Below are 17,390 nucleotides of genomic sequence, written 5' to 3'. Positions count from 1 at the left end.
GGGGACGGCGGCGCCGCGGGGCGGGCACAGGCTCACCCTGCGGTGCCCGCGCCGGCGCCGCAAGCGCGCGGCGACGAAACCCACCGCGCGCGCGACGGAACCCGGCCGGAGGCGACGAAACCGGCCGCCGCGCTCAGTGCGCGCGTTGCGCCGCGCGCTGCGGCAACAGCAGCACGCCGGCCAGGATCAGCGCCGCCAGCACCGCCGAGGCCGCGTAGCGGCTCAGCTCCAGGCCGCCGCTGGCCAGCGGTTTGTCGAGGAAATCGCCGACCACCGCGCCGAACGGGCGGGTCAGCACGAACGCGGCCCAGAACAACAGCGTGCGCGACAGCTGCGTCCACCAGTACAGGACGGCGACCGCGCCCAGCGCCAGCGCGAACGCGCCGATGCCGCCGAGATAGCCCAGGCCGGCGGTGTCGGCGGCCCAATCGCCCAGCGTGGTGCCCAGCGTCTGCGAGAACATGATGGTCAGCCAGTAGTAGGCCTCCCCGCGCGGCCCGGCCACGCTCTCCACCGCGATCGAGCCCTGGCTGCGGTGCCAGGCCCACAGCGAGGTCAACAGCAAGGCCGACAGCAGCGCGGTGCCGCCGGTGTAGCCGATGCCGAGCGAGCGGGTGGCGAAATCGGCCAGAGTGGTGCCGACCGTGGTGCTGGCGACGATGGTCGTCCAGTACAGCAGCGGGTGGAAACGGCGCGCGCGGATCTGCGCCGACACCGCCAGCGCGAACAACACGGCGAAGATCCCGGTACCGGCCAGATAGCCCAGGTCCATCGACATCGACACCGCGTCGCCGCCGGTCTCGCCGAGGGTGGTGGCAAGGACCTTGAGCGCCCAGAACGCGGCGGTGACCTGGGGCACTTTGCTCAAGGCGGAGGATGGCGGGGAGTCAGCGGTCGTCATGGCGCGGGCGGCGGACGGGAAATGGGAATGCGGCGGGGACGGCGCGGCGCGGAGCTCGCAACGCGTGGCCAGTGTGCGAGGCGATTTGTCGGAACCGCGTCCGATCCGGCCGGGCGAACGCGCGCCGCCGCGCAGCGGTTTCGCCTGGATTCACGCGCAAGGCGGGGTATCGTGGCCGGCGACCGCTCAGCGCACCCGCCGCAACTGGCGCAGGAAGCGCCCGCCTCCACTCTCGCCTTCGATGGTCAGCACGTCGCCTTCGATGCGGAACGGACGCGGCTGGTCGGTGCCGGTGTAGCTGGGCATCAGGCTGCCTTCGACCTGGTGCGTCACCATGCCCTTCTTGGCATCGACCCGGTAGCGGCCGAAGTAGGCGATATACCCCCGGTAGGCCGCGCGCAGTTCCGCATCGGTGCCGCGCAGGTCGTCGCCGGAGGCGAACGGCGGCATCGGCGGGGTGCGCATGACCTGCACGTGCAGATGGCCGGTGGCGTCGTAGACGATGTAACCCTTGGGTGTCTCGCCGTAGGGATAGTGGGCCTTGCCGTCGGCGTCGGTATCGACGATGCGCTCGACGCGCCAGGTGCCGACCAAATCGGCGGCCTCGGCCGCGCTGGCCGGCGCGGCGATGGACAGCGCGGCCGCCAATGCGGTCGCGGATACAGCGGTGCGGATGAGGTGCATGCCGGGTTCCTGTCGATGGAATCGCAATGAGTCGCGCGGGCCGCGCGGCAACGCGCGCCGGGGTCGCCGCGCCGATGGTGCGCGCTCGCGCGGACGCGGGCCCGTGCCATCGGTCGCGTAGGCCGCGCCGCGAACGTCCGTGCGTGATGCGCGCCATGACGGATCTCACTTGAGCGCCGCCCCGGCGCGATGGCAGCATCGCGGTGATGAACGACTCGCCGTCCGATCCCGTCCACCTGCGCGACCTGGCGCGCCTGCGCCGGGTCCGCGACCGCATCGACCGCGAGTACGCGCAGCCGCTGGACGTGGAAGCGCTGGCGCGCGGCGCGCACATGTCGGCCGGGCACCTGAGCCGGCAGTTCCGCGCGGCCTATGGCGAATCGCCCTATTCCTATCTGATGACCCGGCGGATCGAACGGGCGATGGCGCTGCTGCGCGCGGGCGGGCTCAGCGTCACCGAGGTCTGCTTCGCGGTCGGCTGCTCGTCGCTGGGCACCTTCAGCACCCGCTTCGCCGAACTGGTCGGCATGCCGCCCAGCGTCTACCAGCGCCAGTCCGCGGCCGCCACCGAAGGCATGCCGGCCTGCGTGGCCAAGCAGGTGACGCGACCGATCAGGAATCGAGAAGCGCCGGCCGAGGGGCCGGACGTAGCATGACGTCTCCCGCCACCACCCACGCAGGACCGCCATGAACCTCAGCATCCATTCCAGCTTCCTCCCGCACACCGATCCGGAAGCCTCGCTGGCCTTCTACCGCGACGCGCTCGGCTTCGAAGTGCGCAAGGACGTCGGCTACCAGGGCCTGCGCTGGATCACCGTCGGCCCGGCCGGCCAGCCCGACACCGCGATCGTGCTGTACCCGCCGCAGGCCACGCCCGGCCTTACCGATGCGGAAAAGCGCGCCATCGCCGAGATGATGGCCAAGGGCAGCTACGCCATGCTCAACCTGGCCACGCCCGACCTCGACGGCGTGTTCGCCAAGCTGCAGGCCGGCGATGTCGAGATCGTGCAGGAGCCGGTCGACCAGCCCTACGGCGTGCGCGACTGCGCAGTGCGCGATCCGTCCGGCAACATGATCCGGATCCAGGCCAGCGCGGCCTGATCGCGCGACTCCGCGAACGCGCGCTCGTCGGCGCGCGTTGAAAGATTGAACGCATCCGTCGCGATGCCGCGCGCCACGCGCGGCATCGCGTTTGCGTATACGCGTGCATGATCCTGAATCTGCGCGGCGGGTTTGCAGTTCGCCGCGCCCGACCTCGGGTTTGCCCCAGTTCACCGCCGCGCGCCGCGGCGCCAAGTTGGTCGCGCACCTTCGCGGCGCGCCGTTCGCGCCGCCGCCCGCATCGCCTTCGGCTGCGATGCGCGCCGCCGATCCGGCCTTCCCCTCGTACCGACGACCCTGCGAGCGCCCCCATGTCCGTCCAAGCCCTCAATCTGCAGAACAAAGCCGCCGCTTACGTCCCCGGCAGCAGCGACTACAAATCGCCGAGCAAGGCCGAACTGGAGGATCTGGCCGACAAGCTGCACGACGTCGGCGAGAAGAAGGCCAAGAAGGACGACTACGACCGTCGCCTGGAAGCGCTGGCCAGCGAGTTCCTGCCGACGCTGAGCCCCGAGGACCGCGGTCGTTTCATCGGCACGGTGATGGAGAAGGACAAAGGCGCGCTGGGTTCGTGGCTGCAGAAGGACCGGCTCGACAAGCTGGTCGACAACGGCCGCATCGACGACAGCGACCGTAAGCGCGTGCTCGACGGCGTCAGCCGCGGTTTCGGCGACGACCACATTCCCAAGGACAAGGCCAGCGAGTTCATCGACACCGCGCGCAAGCCCGAGCCGCAGCCCGAGCCGGCGCCGCCGAAGGACGACAAGCCCTCCGAGCCGCCCAAGGACATCCTCAACGACGGCTTCCGCGAGCTGGGCAAGGACGACCGCGTTCTCTACGGCGATATCAAGAACGTGTCCTATCCGGGCGAGTACGAAAACGGCTGGCTGCGCTTCGAAACCAAGGACGGCGGCAAGTTCGCGGTCGATCCGGCCAAATCGCCGGACGTGTACGCACTGGCCGAGCGTAGCTACCTCGACGTCGGCCAGCAGACCATCGACAACGCGCGCGAGCGCGCCAAGCTCGATCCGACCGCCAAGACCGACGTGTTCTCGCTGGAAACCAGTGAAGAGGTCGACGGCCACAAGCTCAAGGTCGGCGACGCGGCGATGAAGCTGATGATCGACGAGCTCAAGGGCAAGAAAGACCTCTACGACGGCAGCCCGCAGGGCGAGTTCCTGCGCATGATCGAGGCGCGCAGCGCGGTCACCAACGGCAAGTTCGTCCATCCGGTCTACGAGAACCGCCACATCAACGTCGGCGGCCGCACCAAGACCGAGACCGAGAACCTGCTCAAGCTCGAGCCGGCGGACATGAAGGAGATGCTCGACGAGGGCAAGATCAACCAGCGCCTGGACGCGCTGATGCGCGACGAGCAGGTGTCGTCGCTGTACCAGAAGAGCCTCAAGGAAGCGATCGGCAAGGTGCCCGAAGAACAGCGCAAGTCGATGGCCGACAACCTGGCCAAGGTGGTCGAGAGCCCGGACTACGTACAGGAGATCGGCAAGCTGCCCAAGTGGGATCAGCCGCGCGCACAGGCCGATGTCGAGGATGCGATCTCGCAGTTGTCGCTGCTCGATCCCGACCGCGCCAAGGCCTCGGGGCAGAAGTTCGCGATCAACGCCTTGGCGCGCGACATCGACGCCGGTCTGGCCGACGGCGAGTTCACCCCAGAGGCCGAAGTGGACGGCGTCGAAGCGGGGCTCGGCGCGATCACCAACGCCATGGAGAAGGCCAAGCTGCCGGTCGACCTGACCGAGGGCATCAAGGAATTCCTCGGCAAGGGCGGCGACGACGCCAAGCGCGATTTCGCCCAGGTCGCCAAGGAGCTGCGCGAGAACGGTTACGCGCCGGAGGACATCGACAAGGCCTTCGCCAACGTCGATTTCCGCAGCGACAAGAAGGACACCATCCGCGGCCTGATCAGCAATCTCGACTCCAGCGGCCTGCTGCCGTCGGTGAGCGGCGCCATCGGCATCGCCTCGACCGTGCGCGGCTTGGTCAAGGACGGCTTCGGCGAGACGCCGGAGGAAAAGCTCGCGGTCGCCGGCGGCATCATCGGCATGGTCGGCTCGCTGCCCGACGCCAAGAAGCTGCTGGGCAACCTCGGCAAGGGCATCGACGGTTCGGCCCTGGACCTGCTCGATGTGGACAAGCAGGTCAAGGAAAACATCGGCGTGGAAACGCGCTACGGCAACCAGGCGGTGTCGGCGGTCGGCGACAACGTCCGCGCCGCGGATATTCCGCCGGTCGACGTGGCCAATCGCGATCAGATCGTCAAGGGCCTGGAGCAGACCGCGGGCGATGCGGCCAAGGGCAATCTCTCGCGCATTTCCCAGTCCACGTTGAAGGTTCTGTCCGATTACTCCGGCAAGGCCGGCGGCGTGCTCGGCGTGGTCACCGGCGGCATGGGCGCGGCCGAAGCCTTCAAAGGCGACAGCTCGGCGGCGGAGAAGGCCGACGCGGTGCTCAACGTGGTGTCCGGCACGCTGGATCTGGCGCCGGACCTGCTCAAGGCCGGCAGCAAGTTCGTCTCCGCGGTCGGCGGCCAGGCCGCCGGCGCGGTGGCCGAGCGCGTGGTCGGCGCGATCACCCGCGGCCTGGGGCCGGTGGGCATGCTGTTGAGCGTGGCCTCCGAACTGGTCTCGGTGTTCGTCAACAACGCCAAGGACAAGAAGGAAGCCGGCGAGCAGTACGACTGGTTCAAGAAGCTCGGCGACGACGGCGTCACCCAGGGCGACTGGAACCTCAAGTACGACTACGCGGTGACCACGCTCAACAGCTTCGGCAACGCGCGCGACTACATCAACAACCTGCGCGAGCTGCGCGGCGCCGACTGGGGCGGCCGGCAGGCGCCGGGCGACCGCAGCATCTTCGATTTCCACCGCGAGGAATTCGCCGACTTCAAGAGCAAGTGGGAGAAGGACCGCGGCGCCGACACCTATGTCGAGTTCCTCGACCCGGGCAAGCGCAAGGACGACTTCAAGCGCGAGAAGGACAGCATGGACGAGGTCAAGGAGTATATGGACAAGCACCCGACCTACTTCCCCGGTTATAACGACTGGGTGCTGGATCTCTGAGCCCCGGCGTTGAATTTCGGCGTCCAACCGTGTGGCAGTAGCTGACTGGGTGCTCGACCTCTCAGTGCCGGCGTTGAACTCCGACGTCCAACGCCGAAACCGAAGCGCACCCGTGCGCTCATCTAGATCGAACTCATCCCTCCCCCTGCGTCACCGCCTTCACCGCAGCCCGCTTACGCAACTGCCGCCGCAACAAATGCCGCACCAACGGCCCCGGCACCCGCCACCCGCGCCAACGCAGATGGCCGATGCGGAACGTCGCCGTTGCCGTCGCCAGCACCCGCCCCTGCCCGTCGCTGAGCCGCCCGGACACGAAGCACAGCTGGCCGCGCCAGTGCTCGATCCGGCCATAGCCGAACAGACGGCCCGGCCGCGCGGCCTGGATGAAGACGGTCTTCGATTCCACCGTCACCGCGATGCGGTCGGGCGGCAGCTCGACGTAGATCGCCGGGCCCATGCAATCGTCGAGCATCGCCGCCAGCAAGCCGCCGTGGATCTGGCCGAGCGGATTGGTCAGCGCATCGCTCGCGTCGAAACTCACGCTGACGCTGCGGTCGGTCTCGTTATGGGCCTGGAAGCGCCAGCCCAGCAGCGTCGCCGCCGCCGGCAGCGGCAAGCGGCCATCGACCATCGCCCAGAATGTGTTGTCGCGGCGCATTCGCGCTCTCCTTCGATGGGCCGCTGATTGCCGCTCACTCCGCCGCGTGCAACGCCAACGCACACAGCGCGAATCCCAGCAGCGACAAGACCAGCGCGGCAGCGGCGGCGGCCACGGGCGTGCGCGCGCCGGTCGCCCGTCCCAAGCCGGCGGCGATCGCGACTTGCGGGCCGAACGCGAGCAGGCAATACGCCTGGAACAACGCCAGCGCGGCGAAGCCCGGCCGGGTCAGCACCCATTCGTTCAACAGCAGCGCGCCGCCGGCGACGCAGGCCAGCCACGCCGCGCCGAGCGCGCGCATCAGCGCCAGCAGCAACAAGCGCAGACGCGGCGACAGGCTGTCCCACGATTGATCGGCCGCGGCGCGGTGATACGGCATGAAGCGCCGGCGGGTGAGATACGCCAGCGCGAACGCCAGCACGATCGCGAAGGCCCCTACGTAGCAGCCCGCGCCTACCCAAGCCCATGCACTCATGCCCGCCTCCTGTCGGCCGGTCGGCCGCGACGCGATCCGAACGCCTGCACCCGGCTACAACGCCGGTGCGCGGGCGCCGTGAAGCCCAAGCGCGTGCGGATCGCGGAAGCTCGCTGCGCCGGTCGGTTCAGCCCGTTGGCGAACGCCTGTGACGCGCGGCCGCGCCACATTGCGAGCGTCTGCGCATAAGCCCGCGCGCACTGGTGCCGGCGTGACGCGCGGCGGCTAAAAACTGCGAGCGCGTACCAGCGCGGCTTCGCGCGGCCTTGAACCCGGCTTGCGTCCAATGGCCCCGCGCGTCGGCCCATGCCCGACCTCCCCCATGCGGCAAGCACGCGCAGCCGTGCGGCCGCGCGCGGTGCCGCATCCGGCGGCATCGCGCGCGCGTCGTTCGCCCTTCGAGGAAACCGCGATGACCTCCACCGCCTGGACCCGCTTCGTCCGCGCCGCGCTCGCCGCCGGTGCGCTGGCCGCATCCGCCGCCGCGTTCGCCCAATCCTCGCCGCTGCAGCCGCAACCGCCGCTCGCCGCCGGCACGCTCGCGGTCTGCAGCGCCACCTGGTACGGCGCCGAAGGCGAAATCCCCGAAGGCTGGCCGACCGCCAGCGGCGAACCCTTCCACCGCTTCGCCCTGGCCGCCGCGCACAACTCGCTGCCGTTCGGCACCCAGGTGCGGGTGAGCTACCAGGGCCGCTCGGTGGTGGTGCGCATCAACGACCGCGGCGGCTTCGGCTGGCCGATCTGCATCGACCTGACCTACGGCGCGTTCCTGCAGATCGCCCATCCCGACCAGGGCGTGGTCAGCGTCGACTATCAGGTGCTGTAGGCCGCTGCAGCGACACTGCGCTACAACAACCCCAACTGCGTCGCCTTCAGCGTCGCCGCCGCACGGGTCGAACTTTCCAGCTTGCGGAACGCGTTCTCCACATGGGTGCGCACGGTGCTGGGGCTGATCGCGAGCTTCTGCGCCACCACCTTGTTGCTGGCGCCCAGGCTGATCCAGCGCAGCACATCGCGTTCGCGCTCGCTCAGCAGCGGTGCCGACGGCGTCGGCGCGCGTCGCGTCGCGGCCGCGTGCGGACGCAGCAGCGCGCGCACCGCCTGCGCATCCAGGCGCCCGGCCGCGACATCGGCCTGCAGGATCGCCGCGGCCTGTTCCTCGGAAAACGCCTCGCGCCACGGCCGCGCGCTGCGCAACGCCGCCCACGCGGCAGCCGCGGCGAGGATGCGCGCCTGCGGCGTCGACGATCCCGCGTCGGCCTCGCGGAAATAGCCCGAGCCGTCGAGCCGTTCGTAAGCGCACGAGGCCAGTTGCGCCTCGCCCGCCAACGAGCCGATCTGGCGCGCTGCGCGCCCGGTCCAGTACGGCGCCAGCCGCACCCGTTCCCAGGCCCATTGCGGCAGCGGGCCGGGCGTGTCCCAGACCGCATTGGGGACCGAGGCGCGCCCCATGCCGTGGATCAACCCGGCGCGGTACAGGCGCTGTTGGCTGGCCGCATCCAGCCCGAGCGTCTGCGCCGCATCGCGCGCCAGTTGCGCGACCCACAGCGAGTGGCCGGTCATCCACGGCAGCTTGAGGTCGATGACATGGGCCAGCAGTTCCAGCGGCGTTTCGCGCCCGGCGAACGCGGCGCCGAGCGAGCAGCGGCCGGACAGGCCGGGATCGGCGTCGAGCGCGGCCAGCCAATCGGCTGCGTGAGCGATGGCCGGCGCGGCCAGCGCGCGCGGATACAGCGCGCCGGCGCGCTGGCCGATCAGGGCGCGGGCCTGCTCGACGCCGTAGAGCCGGCCGAAGATGTCCAGGTCGCCGGCGATCGTCGCGAAGTACACCGACGCCGGCACCGCATCGCCGGCCAATCCGTCCGGCGCGCCGCTGCCGTCGTAGCTTTCGAACAGATGGCCGAGCGCGAAGCGGGTCGTCTCGTCCAGGCCCAGTTGCGCGGCGATCATGGCCGAGACTTCGCAATGGATCCGCGACAACGAACGAAACGCCGACGGCTTGCCGCGCGAGGCGGCGCGAAAGCCGCTGCCGGCCGAGCGCGCGGCCAGCAAGGCCTTGCGGCCGCCGACATCGTCGCCGAACAGTTGCGCGAAGTCCGGCGCGTTGGCGGTACAGCCCGACCAGCGCAGCAGGGACACGGCCGCGGCCTGCGCGCAGGCCGCCTCGTCGCCGCCGGCGGCGCGGGCCAGTTGCACGGCCATCCAGGCCGCGCGCGGCGAATGATCGATCGGCTGGCCCATCGACAGGTCGCCGACGAAAGCCAGCGAGCGGATCGCGTCGAGCAAGGGTACGCAGGCGGGGTCCATGCGGGCGGCTCTATAGACGAAGAGAGATTGAGTGAGCGAGCGCGGCGAGGCCGCAGCGCAGTCTAGCGGCGGCGCGCCCGCGCCTGCCTCGGTCATTCAACCGATGGTGGCGCAGGCAGCGCGGGCGCAACCTGCATCCCACGGAAGGCAAGCCCCTTCCGCCCCTCGAATCCCGCAGTTCCCTACGCCCTGGAGACTTCTCATGAACGCCACTGTGCTCGCTCTCGCCACCGCCGCCGCCCTGACCCTCGCCGGCACCGCCGCTGCCGCACCGAAGACCGCCGCCCCGACCGAAGCCAAGAACGTCGTGCTGGTGCACGGCGGCTTCGTCGACGGCTCGGGCTGGAAGCGGGTCTACGACCGCCTGGCCAAGGACGGTTACCGGGTCACCGTGGTGCAGAACCCGACCACCTCGCTCGCCGACGACGTGGCCGTGGTCAAGCGCGCCATCGCCCAGCAAGACGGCCCGGTGGTGCTGGTCGGCCACTCCTACGGCGGCGTGGTGATTTCCGAAGCCGGCACCGATGCCAAGGTCGAGCGCCTGGTGTACATCGCCGCGTTCGCGCCGGATGCGGGCGAATCGGTGCAGACCCTGATCGCCAACCCCGCGCCGGGCGCGCCGGTGCCGCCGATCCTGCCGCCGCGCGAGGGCTTTTTGTTCCTGGATCCGGCCAAGTTCGCCGCCTCCTTCGCCGCCGACGTATCGGCCGGGGAAGCGCGCTTCATGGCCGACTCGCAGGTGCCGTGGGGCGTGGAGGCGCTGGCCGGCAAGGTCACGGTGCCGGCGTGGAAGTCCAAGCCGAGCTGGTATCTGGTCGCCGGCTACGACCGCATGATCCCGCCCGCGGCGCAGCGCCAGATGGCCAAGCGCGCCGGCGCCAGTGTGGTCGAGGCCAAGGGCAGCCACGCGATCTACGTGTCGCAGCCCGACGCGGTGGCCCAGCTGATCGAGCAGGCGGCCCAGGGCAAGAAGTGACCGCTGCGCGAACGCGCGCCGTGAAATGCGAACGCCCGCATTTACGCGGGCGTTCGCTCATTCGCGCCGGTTGCGGCCGCGCTCAGCCCAACGGCTGCCACAGCAACATCGCGCACAGCGCCCACATGAACGCCGCGATGCCGCCGTCGAGCACCCGCCACGCGCGCGGGTTGCGGAACACCGGCTGCAGCAGGCGCGCGCCGAAGCCCAGCGAGACGAACCAGACGATGCTGGCCGCGCAGGCGCCGATCGCGAAGGCCCAGCGCAGTTCGCCGGCATAACGCGTGGACAGGCTGCCGAGCAGGATCATCGTGTCCAGATAGACGTGCGGGTTGAGGAAGGTGAAGGCCAGGCAGGTCAGCACCGCGGTGCGCAGGGTCTGCTGCTGGGCATTGCTGGCATCGAGCCCGCCGCTGCCCTGCCAGGCGCGACGCGCGGCCAGGAAACCGTAGATGCCCAGGAACGCGGCGCCGCCGAAGCGCAGCGCCTGCAGCAGCGCCGGCCAGGCCTGCACCAGCGCGCCGATGCCGGCCACGCCGGCCAGGATCAGGGCGATGTCGCTCAGCGCGCAGATCGCCACCACCGGGCCGACGTGGCGCTGGGCCAGGCCCTGGCGCAGGACGAAGGCGTTCTGTGCGCCGATGGCGATGATCAGGCCGGCGCTGGCGAGAAAGCCGGCAAGGGCGGCGGCGGACAACATGGCGGACTCCAGAACGGTTGCGATTGCGGGGATGGCGCATCCTGCCGCCCGGGCCGCATTAAGGCCAGCTAATTTTCCTTTACAGTGTCAAGAATTTCTAATGTCGGCCGCCGGCCGGGAGCGCGCCATGGACCTTCTCCACCCGCAATTGGCCGCGTTCGCCGCGGTGCTGGAGGAAGGCAGCTTCGAGGGCGCGGCGCGCCGGCTGTCGGTCACCTCCTCGGCGGTGTCGCAGCGGATCAAGGCGCTGGAGGACCGGCTCGGCCAGGTGCTGGTGGTGCGCCAGGCGCCGTGCCGGCCGACCCGCGCCGGCGAGCGGCTGCTGCGCCGGGTGCGGCCGATGCAGGCGCTGGAAGCCGAGGCGCTGGCCGACTTCTTGCCCGAGGACCGTGAGGCCGCACCGACCCGGCCGATCGTGATCGCGGTCAACGACGACTCGCTCGACACTTGGTTCCTGGCGGCGATGGCGCGCCTGCACCAGCGCCACGGCTACCTGTTCGACATCCGCGTCGACGATCAGGACCACACCCTCGACCTGCTGCGCAACGGCACCGCGCTCGCAGCGATCACCGCCGAGGCCGCCGCGCTGCAGGGTTGCAACGTGCATCCGCTGGGCACCATGCGCTACCGCGCGATCGCCTCGCCGCAGTTCGCCGCGCGCCATTTCGCCGACGGCATGAACGCCGCCGCGCTGGCGCGCGCGCCGATGATCGTGTTCAACCGCAAGGACGAACTGCAATGGCGCTACGTGCGCAGGGTCACCCGCGCCAGGCTGGCGCCGCCGGTGCACTACGTGCCGACCTCGACCGGCTTCGTCGAGGCCTCCGCGCTCGGGCTGGGCTGGTGCCTAGCGCCGGAATCGCTGACCGGCGCGGCTCTGCGCGCCGGGCGCATCGTGCTGATCGATCCCGGCCGCTCGCTCGACGTGCCGCTGTACTGGCAGCACGCGGCGGTGCGCTCGGCGGTGCTGCAGCGCATCGGCGCGGCGCTGCGCGAGGCCGCGGCCGAAGCGCTGCGGCTCTAGCGCGACGGCCTGCGCTGCGTGGGGCGGGCGGTCGGCCCGATGCCGGATCGCCGCCGAATCGACCGCCCTTGGCGCCGTTGATGCAGTTGCGGTAGCGGTCCATCTGCGTGGTGACTCGGCCGTGCGTGCCGTGCGACGAAAACGGCCGCGGGGTCGCCGCGGCCGGAATGCGACAAGCTACGCGAGCGCTGCGAGCGCTCGCCCGGTTCAGCCGCCCTGACCGCCCAACAGCAGGCAGGTACGGATGCAGCGAACTTGCTCCTTGGCGCAGGTCCTGGTCGGCTGACCTTCCAACACGCACTGGTCGAACCAGAAATTGCACGAATCCTGGCACTCCTGCGGGTCGGGCACCGTCGCCGACGCGCCGAAACCCATGCCGAACATCAGCATCGCCAATGCGGTCCAGCCGATAGCGTTTCGCTTCATTCCATCTCTCCTTAGATAAAAAATCCGATTCGATCCGGCGCCGTCTTCGTGCCGGCGCCGGATCGAGTATAGGGACACAGTCGCTCGCGCGAGCGATGCTCCGGTTGTGTTGCAGCGGCTCGCAACATGCAATGCGCACCCTCTGCGCATCACGTGTGGCGCGAAAGTGCGGCGGCTGTACTCGCTGCATGCGGGTGCCCGCCCGCACCGATCCGCGGCCCGCCCGATCCGCAACCCATTCGGCCCGGCTCCACTCCCCCCCCAGGGTGGCGCCCCGCGCGCCCATCCGACAAGGTCGGCAAGGTCGGCGAGCCCGCGCTGTGTGCACCGGTCCGCCGACCGTGCGTTGTCATGTTCATGTCAGCGTCGTGACCGGGTCTCAGTGCTACTGTCTGCGACGGTTTAGCCGCACGGCGCCCCACGGACCCATGGACACCCGCTTGCTCGACGCATCCCTCGCCCATCGTCCCGCCCGCCGCGCCGGATTCCCGCATCGCCTGCCCACACTCGCTGCCGCCTCCCTGGCCCTGACCTGCCTGGCCCTGACGGCCTGCGGCGGCGGCAAGGACAAGCAAGCCGGCGACGGCCAGAACCGCGCGATCGAGGTCGGCTATGTCGTCATGCAGCCGACCACGGTGGCGCTGACCAACGAATTCAACGGCCGCGCAGTGGCGTTCCAGAGTTCGGAGGTGCGCCCGCAGGTGGGCGGGCTGGTGCAGAAGCAGATGTTCGAGGAAGGCAGCCTGGTGCGCGCCGGCCAGCCGCTGTACCAGATCGATCCCAGCCTGTACCGCGCCTCGGCCGAGCAGGCCGAAGCCGACCTCAGCAACGCGCGCGCCGCGCTCAAGGCCGCCGATCTGCTGGCCCAGCGCAATAAGTCGCTGGTGGCCACGCAGATGATCAGCCGCCAGGACTACGACAACGCCGTCGCCGCCGCGGATCAAGCGCGCGCGGCCGTGGCCCAGCGCGAAGCGGCGCTGTCGACCGCGCGCATCAACCAGCGCTTCACCACCGTGCCGGCGCCGATCGACGGCCGCATCGGCCGTTCGCTGGTCACCGTCGGCGCCTTGGTCACGCCCGACCAGGCCGCGCCGCTGGCGACGATCCAGCGCCTGGATCCGATCTACGTCGACGTGCAGCAATCGGCGCAGCAGTTGCTGGCGCTGCGCGAGCAACTGTCGGCCGGCAACGTGCAGGCCAGCCAGACCAGCGCGCGCATCGTCCTGCCCAACGGCAGCGACTATCCGCAGCCGGGCACGCTGCAGTTCTCCGAAGTGTTGGTCGACGAAGCCACCGGCACGGTCACCCTGCGCATCCGCGTGCCCAACCCCGACGGCCTGCTGCTGCCGGGCATGTTCGTGCGTGCGCGGCTGGCCCAGGCGACCCAGGCGCAGGCCTACCGCCTGCCGCAGCAGGCGCTGGTACGCGGCCCCACCGGCGATGCGTTCGTGTGGGTGGTCGGCGCCGACAACAAGGCGGTGCAGCGGCCGATCGGCGCCGACCGCGTCGACGGCGCCGACTGGATCGTCAGCACCGGCCTCAACCCCGGCGACAAGGTCGTGACCCAAGGCATCGGCTCGCTGCGCCGCGACGCCACCGTGCGCGCGGTGCCTGCATCGACTCCGCAGAAGCTGCAAGCGCCGGGCGCCCAGCCTGCGAAGCAAGGCTGAGGCGCGCGCATGATCTCCCGCGTTTTCATCGAGCGCCCGATCTTCGCCTGGGTGCTGGCCATCGTGGTGATGCTGGCCGGCGCGTTCGCGATCCGCAATCTGCCGATCTCGCAGTATCCCAACGTCGCCCCGCCCAACGTCAGCATCCGCGCCAACTACCCCGGCGCCTCGGCCGAGACCATCGAGAACAGCGTCACCCAGGTGATCGAGCAGACGCTCACCGGCATCGACGGGATGCTGTACTTCAGCTCGACCTCGACCTCGCGCGGCCAGGTCACCATCTCGGTCACCTTCGACACCAACGTCGATCCCGACATCGCCCAGGTGCAGGTGCAAAACCAGGTCCAGCAGGCGATCCCGCGCCTGCCGCAGCAGGTGCAGCAACAGGGCATCGTGGTACGCAAGGCCAATCCCGACGACCTGATGCTGGTGGCGATCTACGACGAGAACAACATCGTCACCAACCGCGACATCGCCGACTACCTCACCACCAACTTCCAGGATCCGATCTCACGCATCGCCGGCATCGGCGACGCCAACGTGTTCGGCAGCCCGTACGCGATGCGGGTGTGGCTGGATCCGGCCAAGCTGGCCTCGTTCCAGCTCATGCCCAGCGACGTGCTCGCGGCGATCCGCAGCCAGAACGCCGAAGTCGCCGCCGGCCAGATCGGCGATCAGCCGCAGCCGGCCACGCAGATGCTCAACGCGCTGGTGACCGCGCAGACCCGCCTGCAGACCGCCGAGCAGTTCCGCCAGATCGTGCTCAAGACCCAGGCCAACGGCGCCTCGGTGCGGCTCGGCGACGTGTCGCGGGTCGAGATCGGTTCGGAGAACTACAACTCCTCCAGCCTGCTCAACGGCCACCCCGCCGCCGGCATGGCGCTGCAACTCGCGCCCGGCGCGAACGCGCTGGAATCGGCCGAACTGGTCCGCGCCGAAGTCACGCGCCTGTCGGCCAACCTGCCGCAGGGCTGGAAGGTCGCCTACCTCAACGACGCTACCGACTTCATCAAGCTGTCGATCAGCGAAGTGGTCAAGACCCTGATCGAAGCAATCGTGCTGGTGGTGATCGTGATGTTCGTGTTCCTGCAGAGCTGGCGCGCGACGCTGATCCCGGCGATCGCGGTGCCGGTGGTGCTGCTGGGCACGTTCGGCATCATTTATGCCGCCGGCTTCTCGATCAACACGCTGACCTTGTTCGGCCTGGTGCTGGCGATCGGCCTGCTCGTCGACGACGCCATCGTCGTGGTCGAGAACGTCGAGCGGCTGATGCACGAGAACCCGGGCATGACCCCGCGCCAGGCCACTATCGCCTCGATGCGCGAAATCAACGTCGCCCTGATCGCCATCGCCCTGGTGCTGTCGGCGGTGTTCCTGCCGATGGTGATGTTCGGCGGCTCCACCGGCGTGATCTATCGTCAGTTCTCGCTGACCATCGTCTCGTCGATGGCGCTGTCGGTGCTGGTCGCGCTGGTGCTGAGCCCGGCGCTGACCGCGACCTTGCTCAAGTCGCCGCACGCACAGGCCGCCGAAGGGCCGGGCTGGCTGGCGCGGCGCGCGCCGAAGCTGGCGGCGCTGCCGGCGCGCCTGGGCGGCGGCTTCAACCGCACCCTGGACGGCGCCACCGGCCGCTACCTGAGCAGCGTGCAGTCGATCTTCCGCCATCGCTGGATCGCGCTGCTGAGCTATGTCCTGATCGCCGCCGCGCTGGGCGTGCTGTTCCTGCGCCTGCCCACCGGCTTCCTGCCGTCGGAAGACCAGGGCCGGGTCAACGTGCAGTTCCGCCTGCCCGGCGGCGCCACCCTGGGCCGCACCAGCGAAGTGCGCGATCAGGTCAACGACTATCTGAGCAAGAACGAATCCGGCCTGATCAGCGCCGCCTTCATCGTCGCCGGCGGCGGCGGCCCGACCGCGTCGCAGAACTCCGGCCAGGGCTTCGTCAGCCTGGTCGACTGGTCGCAGCGCGAGACCGAGGACGGCAGCGCCGATGCGATGATCGGCCGCGTGTCCAAAGCGCTGTCGGGCCTGCGCGACGCCAGCGTGTTCGTGCTGGCGCCGCCGCCGATCCGCGGCTTCGGCCAGACCACCGGCTTCACCCTGGAGCTGCAGAACACCAGCGGCATGTCGCGCGCCGACTTCGCCGCCGCCAGCGACAAGCTGATCTCCGCCGCCCAGCGCGACCCGCTGCTGGGTTCGGTGCGCCCGACTCTGCTGCCGGACACGCCGACGCTGCGGGTCAATAGCGATGCGCAGATGCTCTCCAGCCTCGGTCTCACCCAGGATTCGGTGAACGCCACGCTGTCCACCGCCTGGGGCGGCAGCTACGTCAACGACTTCATCGACCGCGGCCGGGTCAAGCGCGTCTACGTGCAGGGCGATGCGCCGTTCCGCAACGAGCCGCAGAGCCTGTACCAGTGGCATGTGCGCGGCGCCAACGGGCAGATGACGCCGTTCTCGGCTTTCGCCACGCTCGGCTGGGCGCAATCGCCGACCGCGCTGCTGCGCTTCAACGGCGTGCCCGCTACCGAGTTGCAGGGCACGCCCGCGCCCGGCGTCAGCAGCGGCACGGCGATGGCGCGGATGGAAGAACTCGCGCGCGCGATTCCTGGCGTAAGCGTTGCCTGGTCGGGCCTGTCGTATCAGGAACGCCTGTCGACCGGCCAGGCGCCGCTGCTGTATGCGCTGGCATTGCTGCTGGTGTTCCTGTGTCTGGCCGCGTTGTACGAGAGCTGGTCGATCCCGGTCGCTGTGCTGTTGGTGGTGCCGCTGGGCCTGATCGGCGCAGTGGTGGCGGTGACCCTGCGCGGGCTGGAGAACGACGTGTATTTCCAGATCGGCCTGATCACCACGATGGGCCTGGCGGCGAAGAACGCGATCTTGATCGTCGAGTTCGCCGAACAGGCCGAACGCCGCGGCGTCGCCACGGTCGAGGCGGCGCTGGAAGCCGCGCGCCTGCGCCTGCGGCCGATCCTGATGACCAGCTTCGCCTTCATCTTCGGCGCGCTGCCGCTGGCGCTGTCGACCGGCGGCGGCGCCAACAGCCGCATCGAGATCGGCACCGCGGTGGTCGGCGGCACCCTCACTGCGACGGTGCTGGCGGTGTTCTACATCCCGCTGTTCTATCTGCTGGTGCGGCGCACGGCGCAGAAACTCACCGGGCTGCGCCACCGCCGCGGCGACGGGCCGCCGCCGGCGCACTGACGCGTAGCCGCGCCGGGGCGCTGTGGCGCGCCCCGGCAGTGCGCGGTGTCGCGTTCGCCCGCGTTGCGCGGCGCGCGCCGCACGCCCGGCTTAGCCTTCGTTCATATCGCGATATCGCCCAAGCCGCCTCTTGCGCAACCGCGCACCCGCAAGGGTTTGCGGCGGTTTACGCTCTGCTCGAAGCCTG

15 protein-coding genes are annotated in these 17,390 nt (G+C 70.0%); 8 read left to right on the top strand and 7 right to left on the bottom strand.

Going from position 1 to position 17,390, the window contains the following annotated elements:
* Window positions 1–133 precede the first annotated feature (133 nt).
* Both BLU84_RS18505 and BLU84_RS18500 read right to left on the bottom strand, forming a co-directional pair.
* The gene (locus BLU84_RS18505) at window positions 134–859 is read right to left on the bottom strand and encodes a COG4705 family protein (RefSeq protein ID WP_233431185.1); all 726 of its coding nucleotides are present in this window, start codon (window positions 857–859) and stop codon (window positions 134–136) included.
* 228 nt (window positions 860–1,087) lie between these two features.
* Window positions 1,088–1,585 carry a lipocalin-like domain-containing protein gene (locus BLU84_RS18500; protein WP_083382830.1) on the bottom strand — a complete coding sequence of 166 codons (498 nt, stop codon included), beginning with the start codon at window positions 1,583–1,585 and terminating at the stop codon, window positions 1,088–1,090.
* A 206-nt stretch (window positions 1,586–1,791) separates the two neighbouring features.
* Here BLU84_RS18500 and BLU84_RS18495 point away from each other — a divergent pair, with 206 nt between their 5' ends.
* The 3 genes from BLU84_RS18495 (at window position 1,792) to BLU84_RS18485 (ending at window position 5,766) form a co-directional block, all read left to right on the top strand.
* Window positions 1,792–2,241, top strand: a complete 450-nt coding sequence (locus BLU84_RS18495; RefSeq protein WP_074870756.1) for a helix-turn-helix transcriptional regulator — start codon at window positions 1,792–1,794, stop codon at window positions 2,239–2,241.
* Window positions 2,242–2,272: 31 nt separating this feature from the next.
* On the top strand, window positions 2,273–2,686 hold the full coding sequence (locus BLU84_RS18490) for a VOC family protein (RefSeq protein WP_074870754.1): 414 nt from the start codon (window positions 2,273–2,275) through the stop codon (window positions 2,684–2,686).
* 311 nt (window positions 2,687–2,997) lie between these two features.
* Complete coding sequence (locus BLU84_RS18485; protein ID WP_074870752.1) at window positions 2,998–5,766, top strand: hypothetical protein; 2,769 nt, start codon at window positions 2,998–3,000, stop codon at window positions 5,764–5,766.
* A gap of 133 nt (window positions 5,767–5,899) precedes the next feature.
* On the opposite strand, the gene BLU84_RS18480 is transcribed toward BLU84_RS18485, so the two are convergent.
* Both BLU84_RS18480 and BLU84_RS18475 read right to left on the bottom strand, forming a co-directional pair.
* The gene (locus BLU84_RS18480) at window positions 5,900–6,424 is read right to left on the bottom strand and encodes a PaaI family thioesterase (RefSeq protein ID WP_074870750.1); all 525 of its coding nucleotides are present in this window, start codon (window positions 6,422–6,424) and stop codon (window positions 5,900–5,902) included.
* Between the two features lie 34 nt (window positions 6,425–6,458).
* Complete coding sequence (locus tag BLU84_RS18475) at window positions 6,459–6,899, bottom strand: hypothetical protein (protein WP_074870748.1); 441 nt, start codon at window positions 6,897–6,899, stop codon at window positions 6,459–6,461.
* Window positions 6,900–7,311: 412 nt separating this feature from the next.
* Between BLU84_RS18475 and BLU84_RS18470 the strand changes: the two genes are divergently transcribed.
* On the top strand, window positions 7,312–7,725 hold the full coding sequence (locus BLU84_RS18470; protein WP_074870890.1) for a septal ring lytic transglycosylase RlpA family protein: 414 nt from the start codon (window positions 7,312–7,314) through the stop codon (window positions 7,723–7,725).
* Between the two features lie 20 nt (window positions 7,726–7,745).
* On the opposite strand, the gene BLU84_RS18465 is transcribed toward BLU84_RS18470, so the two are convergent.
* Window positions 7,746–9,206: an HD domain-containing phosphohydrolase gene (locus BLU84_RS18465; protein ID WP_074870747.1), complete on the bottom strand. Its 1,461-nt coding sequence runs from the start codon at window positions 9,204–9,206 to the stop codon at window positions 7,746–7,748.
* A gap of 202 nt (window positions 9,207–9,408) precedes the next feature.
* Between BLU84_RS18465 and BLU84_RS18460 the strand changes: the two genes are divergently transcribed.
* Entirely contained in the window at window positions 9,409–10,182 is a 774-nt protein-coding gene (locus BLU84_RS18460; RefSeq protein ID WP_083382826.1) for an alpha/beta fold hydrolase, read from the top strand.
* 82 nt (window positions 10,183–10,264) lie between these two features.
* On the opposite strand, the gene BLU84_RS18455 is transcribed toward BLU84_RS18460, so the two are convergent.
* Window positions 10,265–10,882, bottom strand: coding sequence for a LysE/ArgO family amino acid transporter (locus BLU84_RS18455; protein WP_074870745.1), 618 nt, complete (start codon window positions 10,880–10,882; stop codon window positions 10,265–10,267).
* A gap of 127 nt (window positions 10,883–11,009) precedes the next feature.
* On the opposite strand from BLU84_RS18455, the gene BLU84_RS18450 reads away from it, so the two are divergent.
* Entirely contained in the window at window positions 11,010–11,906 is an 897-nt protein-coding gene (locus BLU84_RS18450; RefSeq protein WP_074870888.1) for a LysR family transcriptional regulator ArgP, read from the top strand.
* 207 nt (window positions 11,907–12,113) lie between these two features.
* Here the strand turns inward: BLU84_RS18450 and BLU84_RS18445 are convergent, their stop codons facing one another.
* Window positions 12,114–12,332 carry a hypothetical protein gene (locus tag BLU84_RS18445; protein ID WP_074870744.1) on the bottom strand — a complete coding sequence of 73 codons (219 nt, stop codon included), beginning with the start codon at window positions 12,330–12,332 and terminating at the stop codon, window positions 12,114–12,116.
* A 440-nt stretch (window positions 12,333–12,772) separates the two neighbouring features.
* Here BLU84_RS18445 and BLU84_RS18440 point away from each other — a divergent pair, with 440 nt between their 5' ends.
* Together BLU84_RS18440 and BLU84_RS18435 are read left to right on the top strand one after the other, a co-directional pair.
* Window positions 12,773–14,002 (top strand): efflux RND transporter periplasmic adaptor subunit, encoded by a 1,230-nt coding sequence (locus BLU84_RS18440; RefSeq protein ID WP_211664568.1) that lies wholly within the window; start codon window positions 12,773–12,775, stop codon window positions 14,000–14,002.
* Window positions 14,003–14,011: 9 nt separating this feature from the next.
* Window positions 14,012–17,203, top strand: coding sequence for a multidrug efflux RND transporter permease subunit (locus BLU84_RS18435; RefSeq protein WP_074870742.1), 3,192 nt, complete (start codon window positions 14,012–14,014; stop codon window positions 17,201–17,203).
* Window positions 17,204–17,390 lie beyond the last annotated feature (187 nt).

This window comes from Lysobacter enzymogenes (genome assembly GCF_900106525.1).
Taxonomy (GTDB): Bacteria; Pseudomonadota; Gammaproteobacteria; order Xanthomonadales; family Xanthomonadaceae; genus Lysobacter; species Lysobacter enzymogenes.
The sequence above is the reverse complement of the archived record's forward strand: the minus strand, read 5'-3'. Positions and strand labels throughout refer to the sequence as shown.

What these genes read in the sequence shown, in the direction of transcription:
- BLU84_RS18455 (WP_074870745.1), bottom strand. Translation starts at nt 10,882, where the DNA reads ATGTTGTCCGCCGCCGCCCTTGCCGGCTTTCTCGCCAGCGCCGGCCTG.
- BLU84_RS18460 (WP_083382826.1), top strand. Translation starts at nt 9,409, where the DNA reads ATGAACGCCACTGTGCTCGCTCTCGCCACCGCCGCCGCCCTGACCCTC.
- BLU84_RS18495 (WP_074870756.1), top strand. Translation starts at nt 1,792, where the DNA reads ATGAACGACTCGCCGTCCGATCCCGTCCACCTGCGCGACCTGGCGCGC.
- BLU84_RS18445 (WP_074870744.1), bottom strand. Translation starts at nt 12,332, where the DNA reads ATGAAGCGAAACGCTATCGGCTGGACCGCATTGGCGATGCTGATGTTC.
- BLU84_RS18490 (WP_074870754.1), top strand. Translation starts at nt 2,273, where the DNA reads ATGAACCTCAGCATCCATTCCAGCTTCCTCCCGCACACCGATCCGGAA.
- BLU84_RS18475 (WP_074870748.1), bottom strand. Translation starts at nt 6,899, where the DNA reads ATGAGTGCATGGGCTTGGGTAGGCGCGGGCTGCTACGTAGGGGCCTTC.
- BLU84_RS18450 (WP_074870888.1), top strand. Translation starts at nt 11,010, where the DNA reads ATGGACCTTCTCCACCCGCAATTGGCCGCGTTCGCCGCGGTGCTGGAG.
- BLU84_RS18500 (WP_083382830.1), bottom strand. Translation starts at nt 1,585, where the DNA reads ATGCACCTCATCCGCACCGCTGTATCCGCGACCGCATTGGCGGCCGCG.
- BLU84_RS18470 (WP_074870890.1), top strand. Translation starts at nt 7,312, where the DNA reads ATGACCTCCACCGCCTGGACCCGCTTCGTCCGCGCCGCGCTCGCCGCC.
- BLU84_RS18480 (WP_074870750.1), bottom strand. Translation starts at nt 6,424, where the DNA reads ATGCGCCGCGACAACACATTCTGGGCGATGGTCGATGGCCGCTTGCCG.
- BLU84_RS18435 (WP_074870742.1), top strand. Translation starts at nt 14,012, where the DNA reads ATGATCTCCCGCGTTTTCATCGAGCGCCCGATCTTCGCCTGGGTGCTG.
- BLU84_RS18485 (WP_074870752.1), top strand. Translation starts at nt 2,998, where the DNA reads ATGTCCGTCCAAGCCCTCAATCTGCAGAACAAAGCCGCCGCTTACGTC.
- BLU84_RS18465 (WP_074870747.1), bottom strand. Translation starts at nt 9,206, where the DNA reads ATGGACCCCGCCTGCGTACCCTTGCTCGACGCGATCCGCTCGCTGGCT.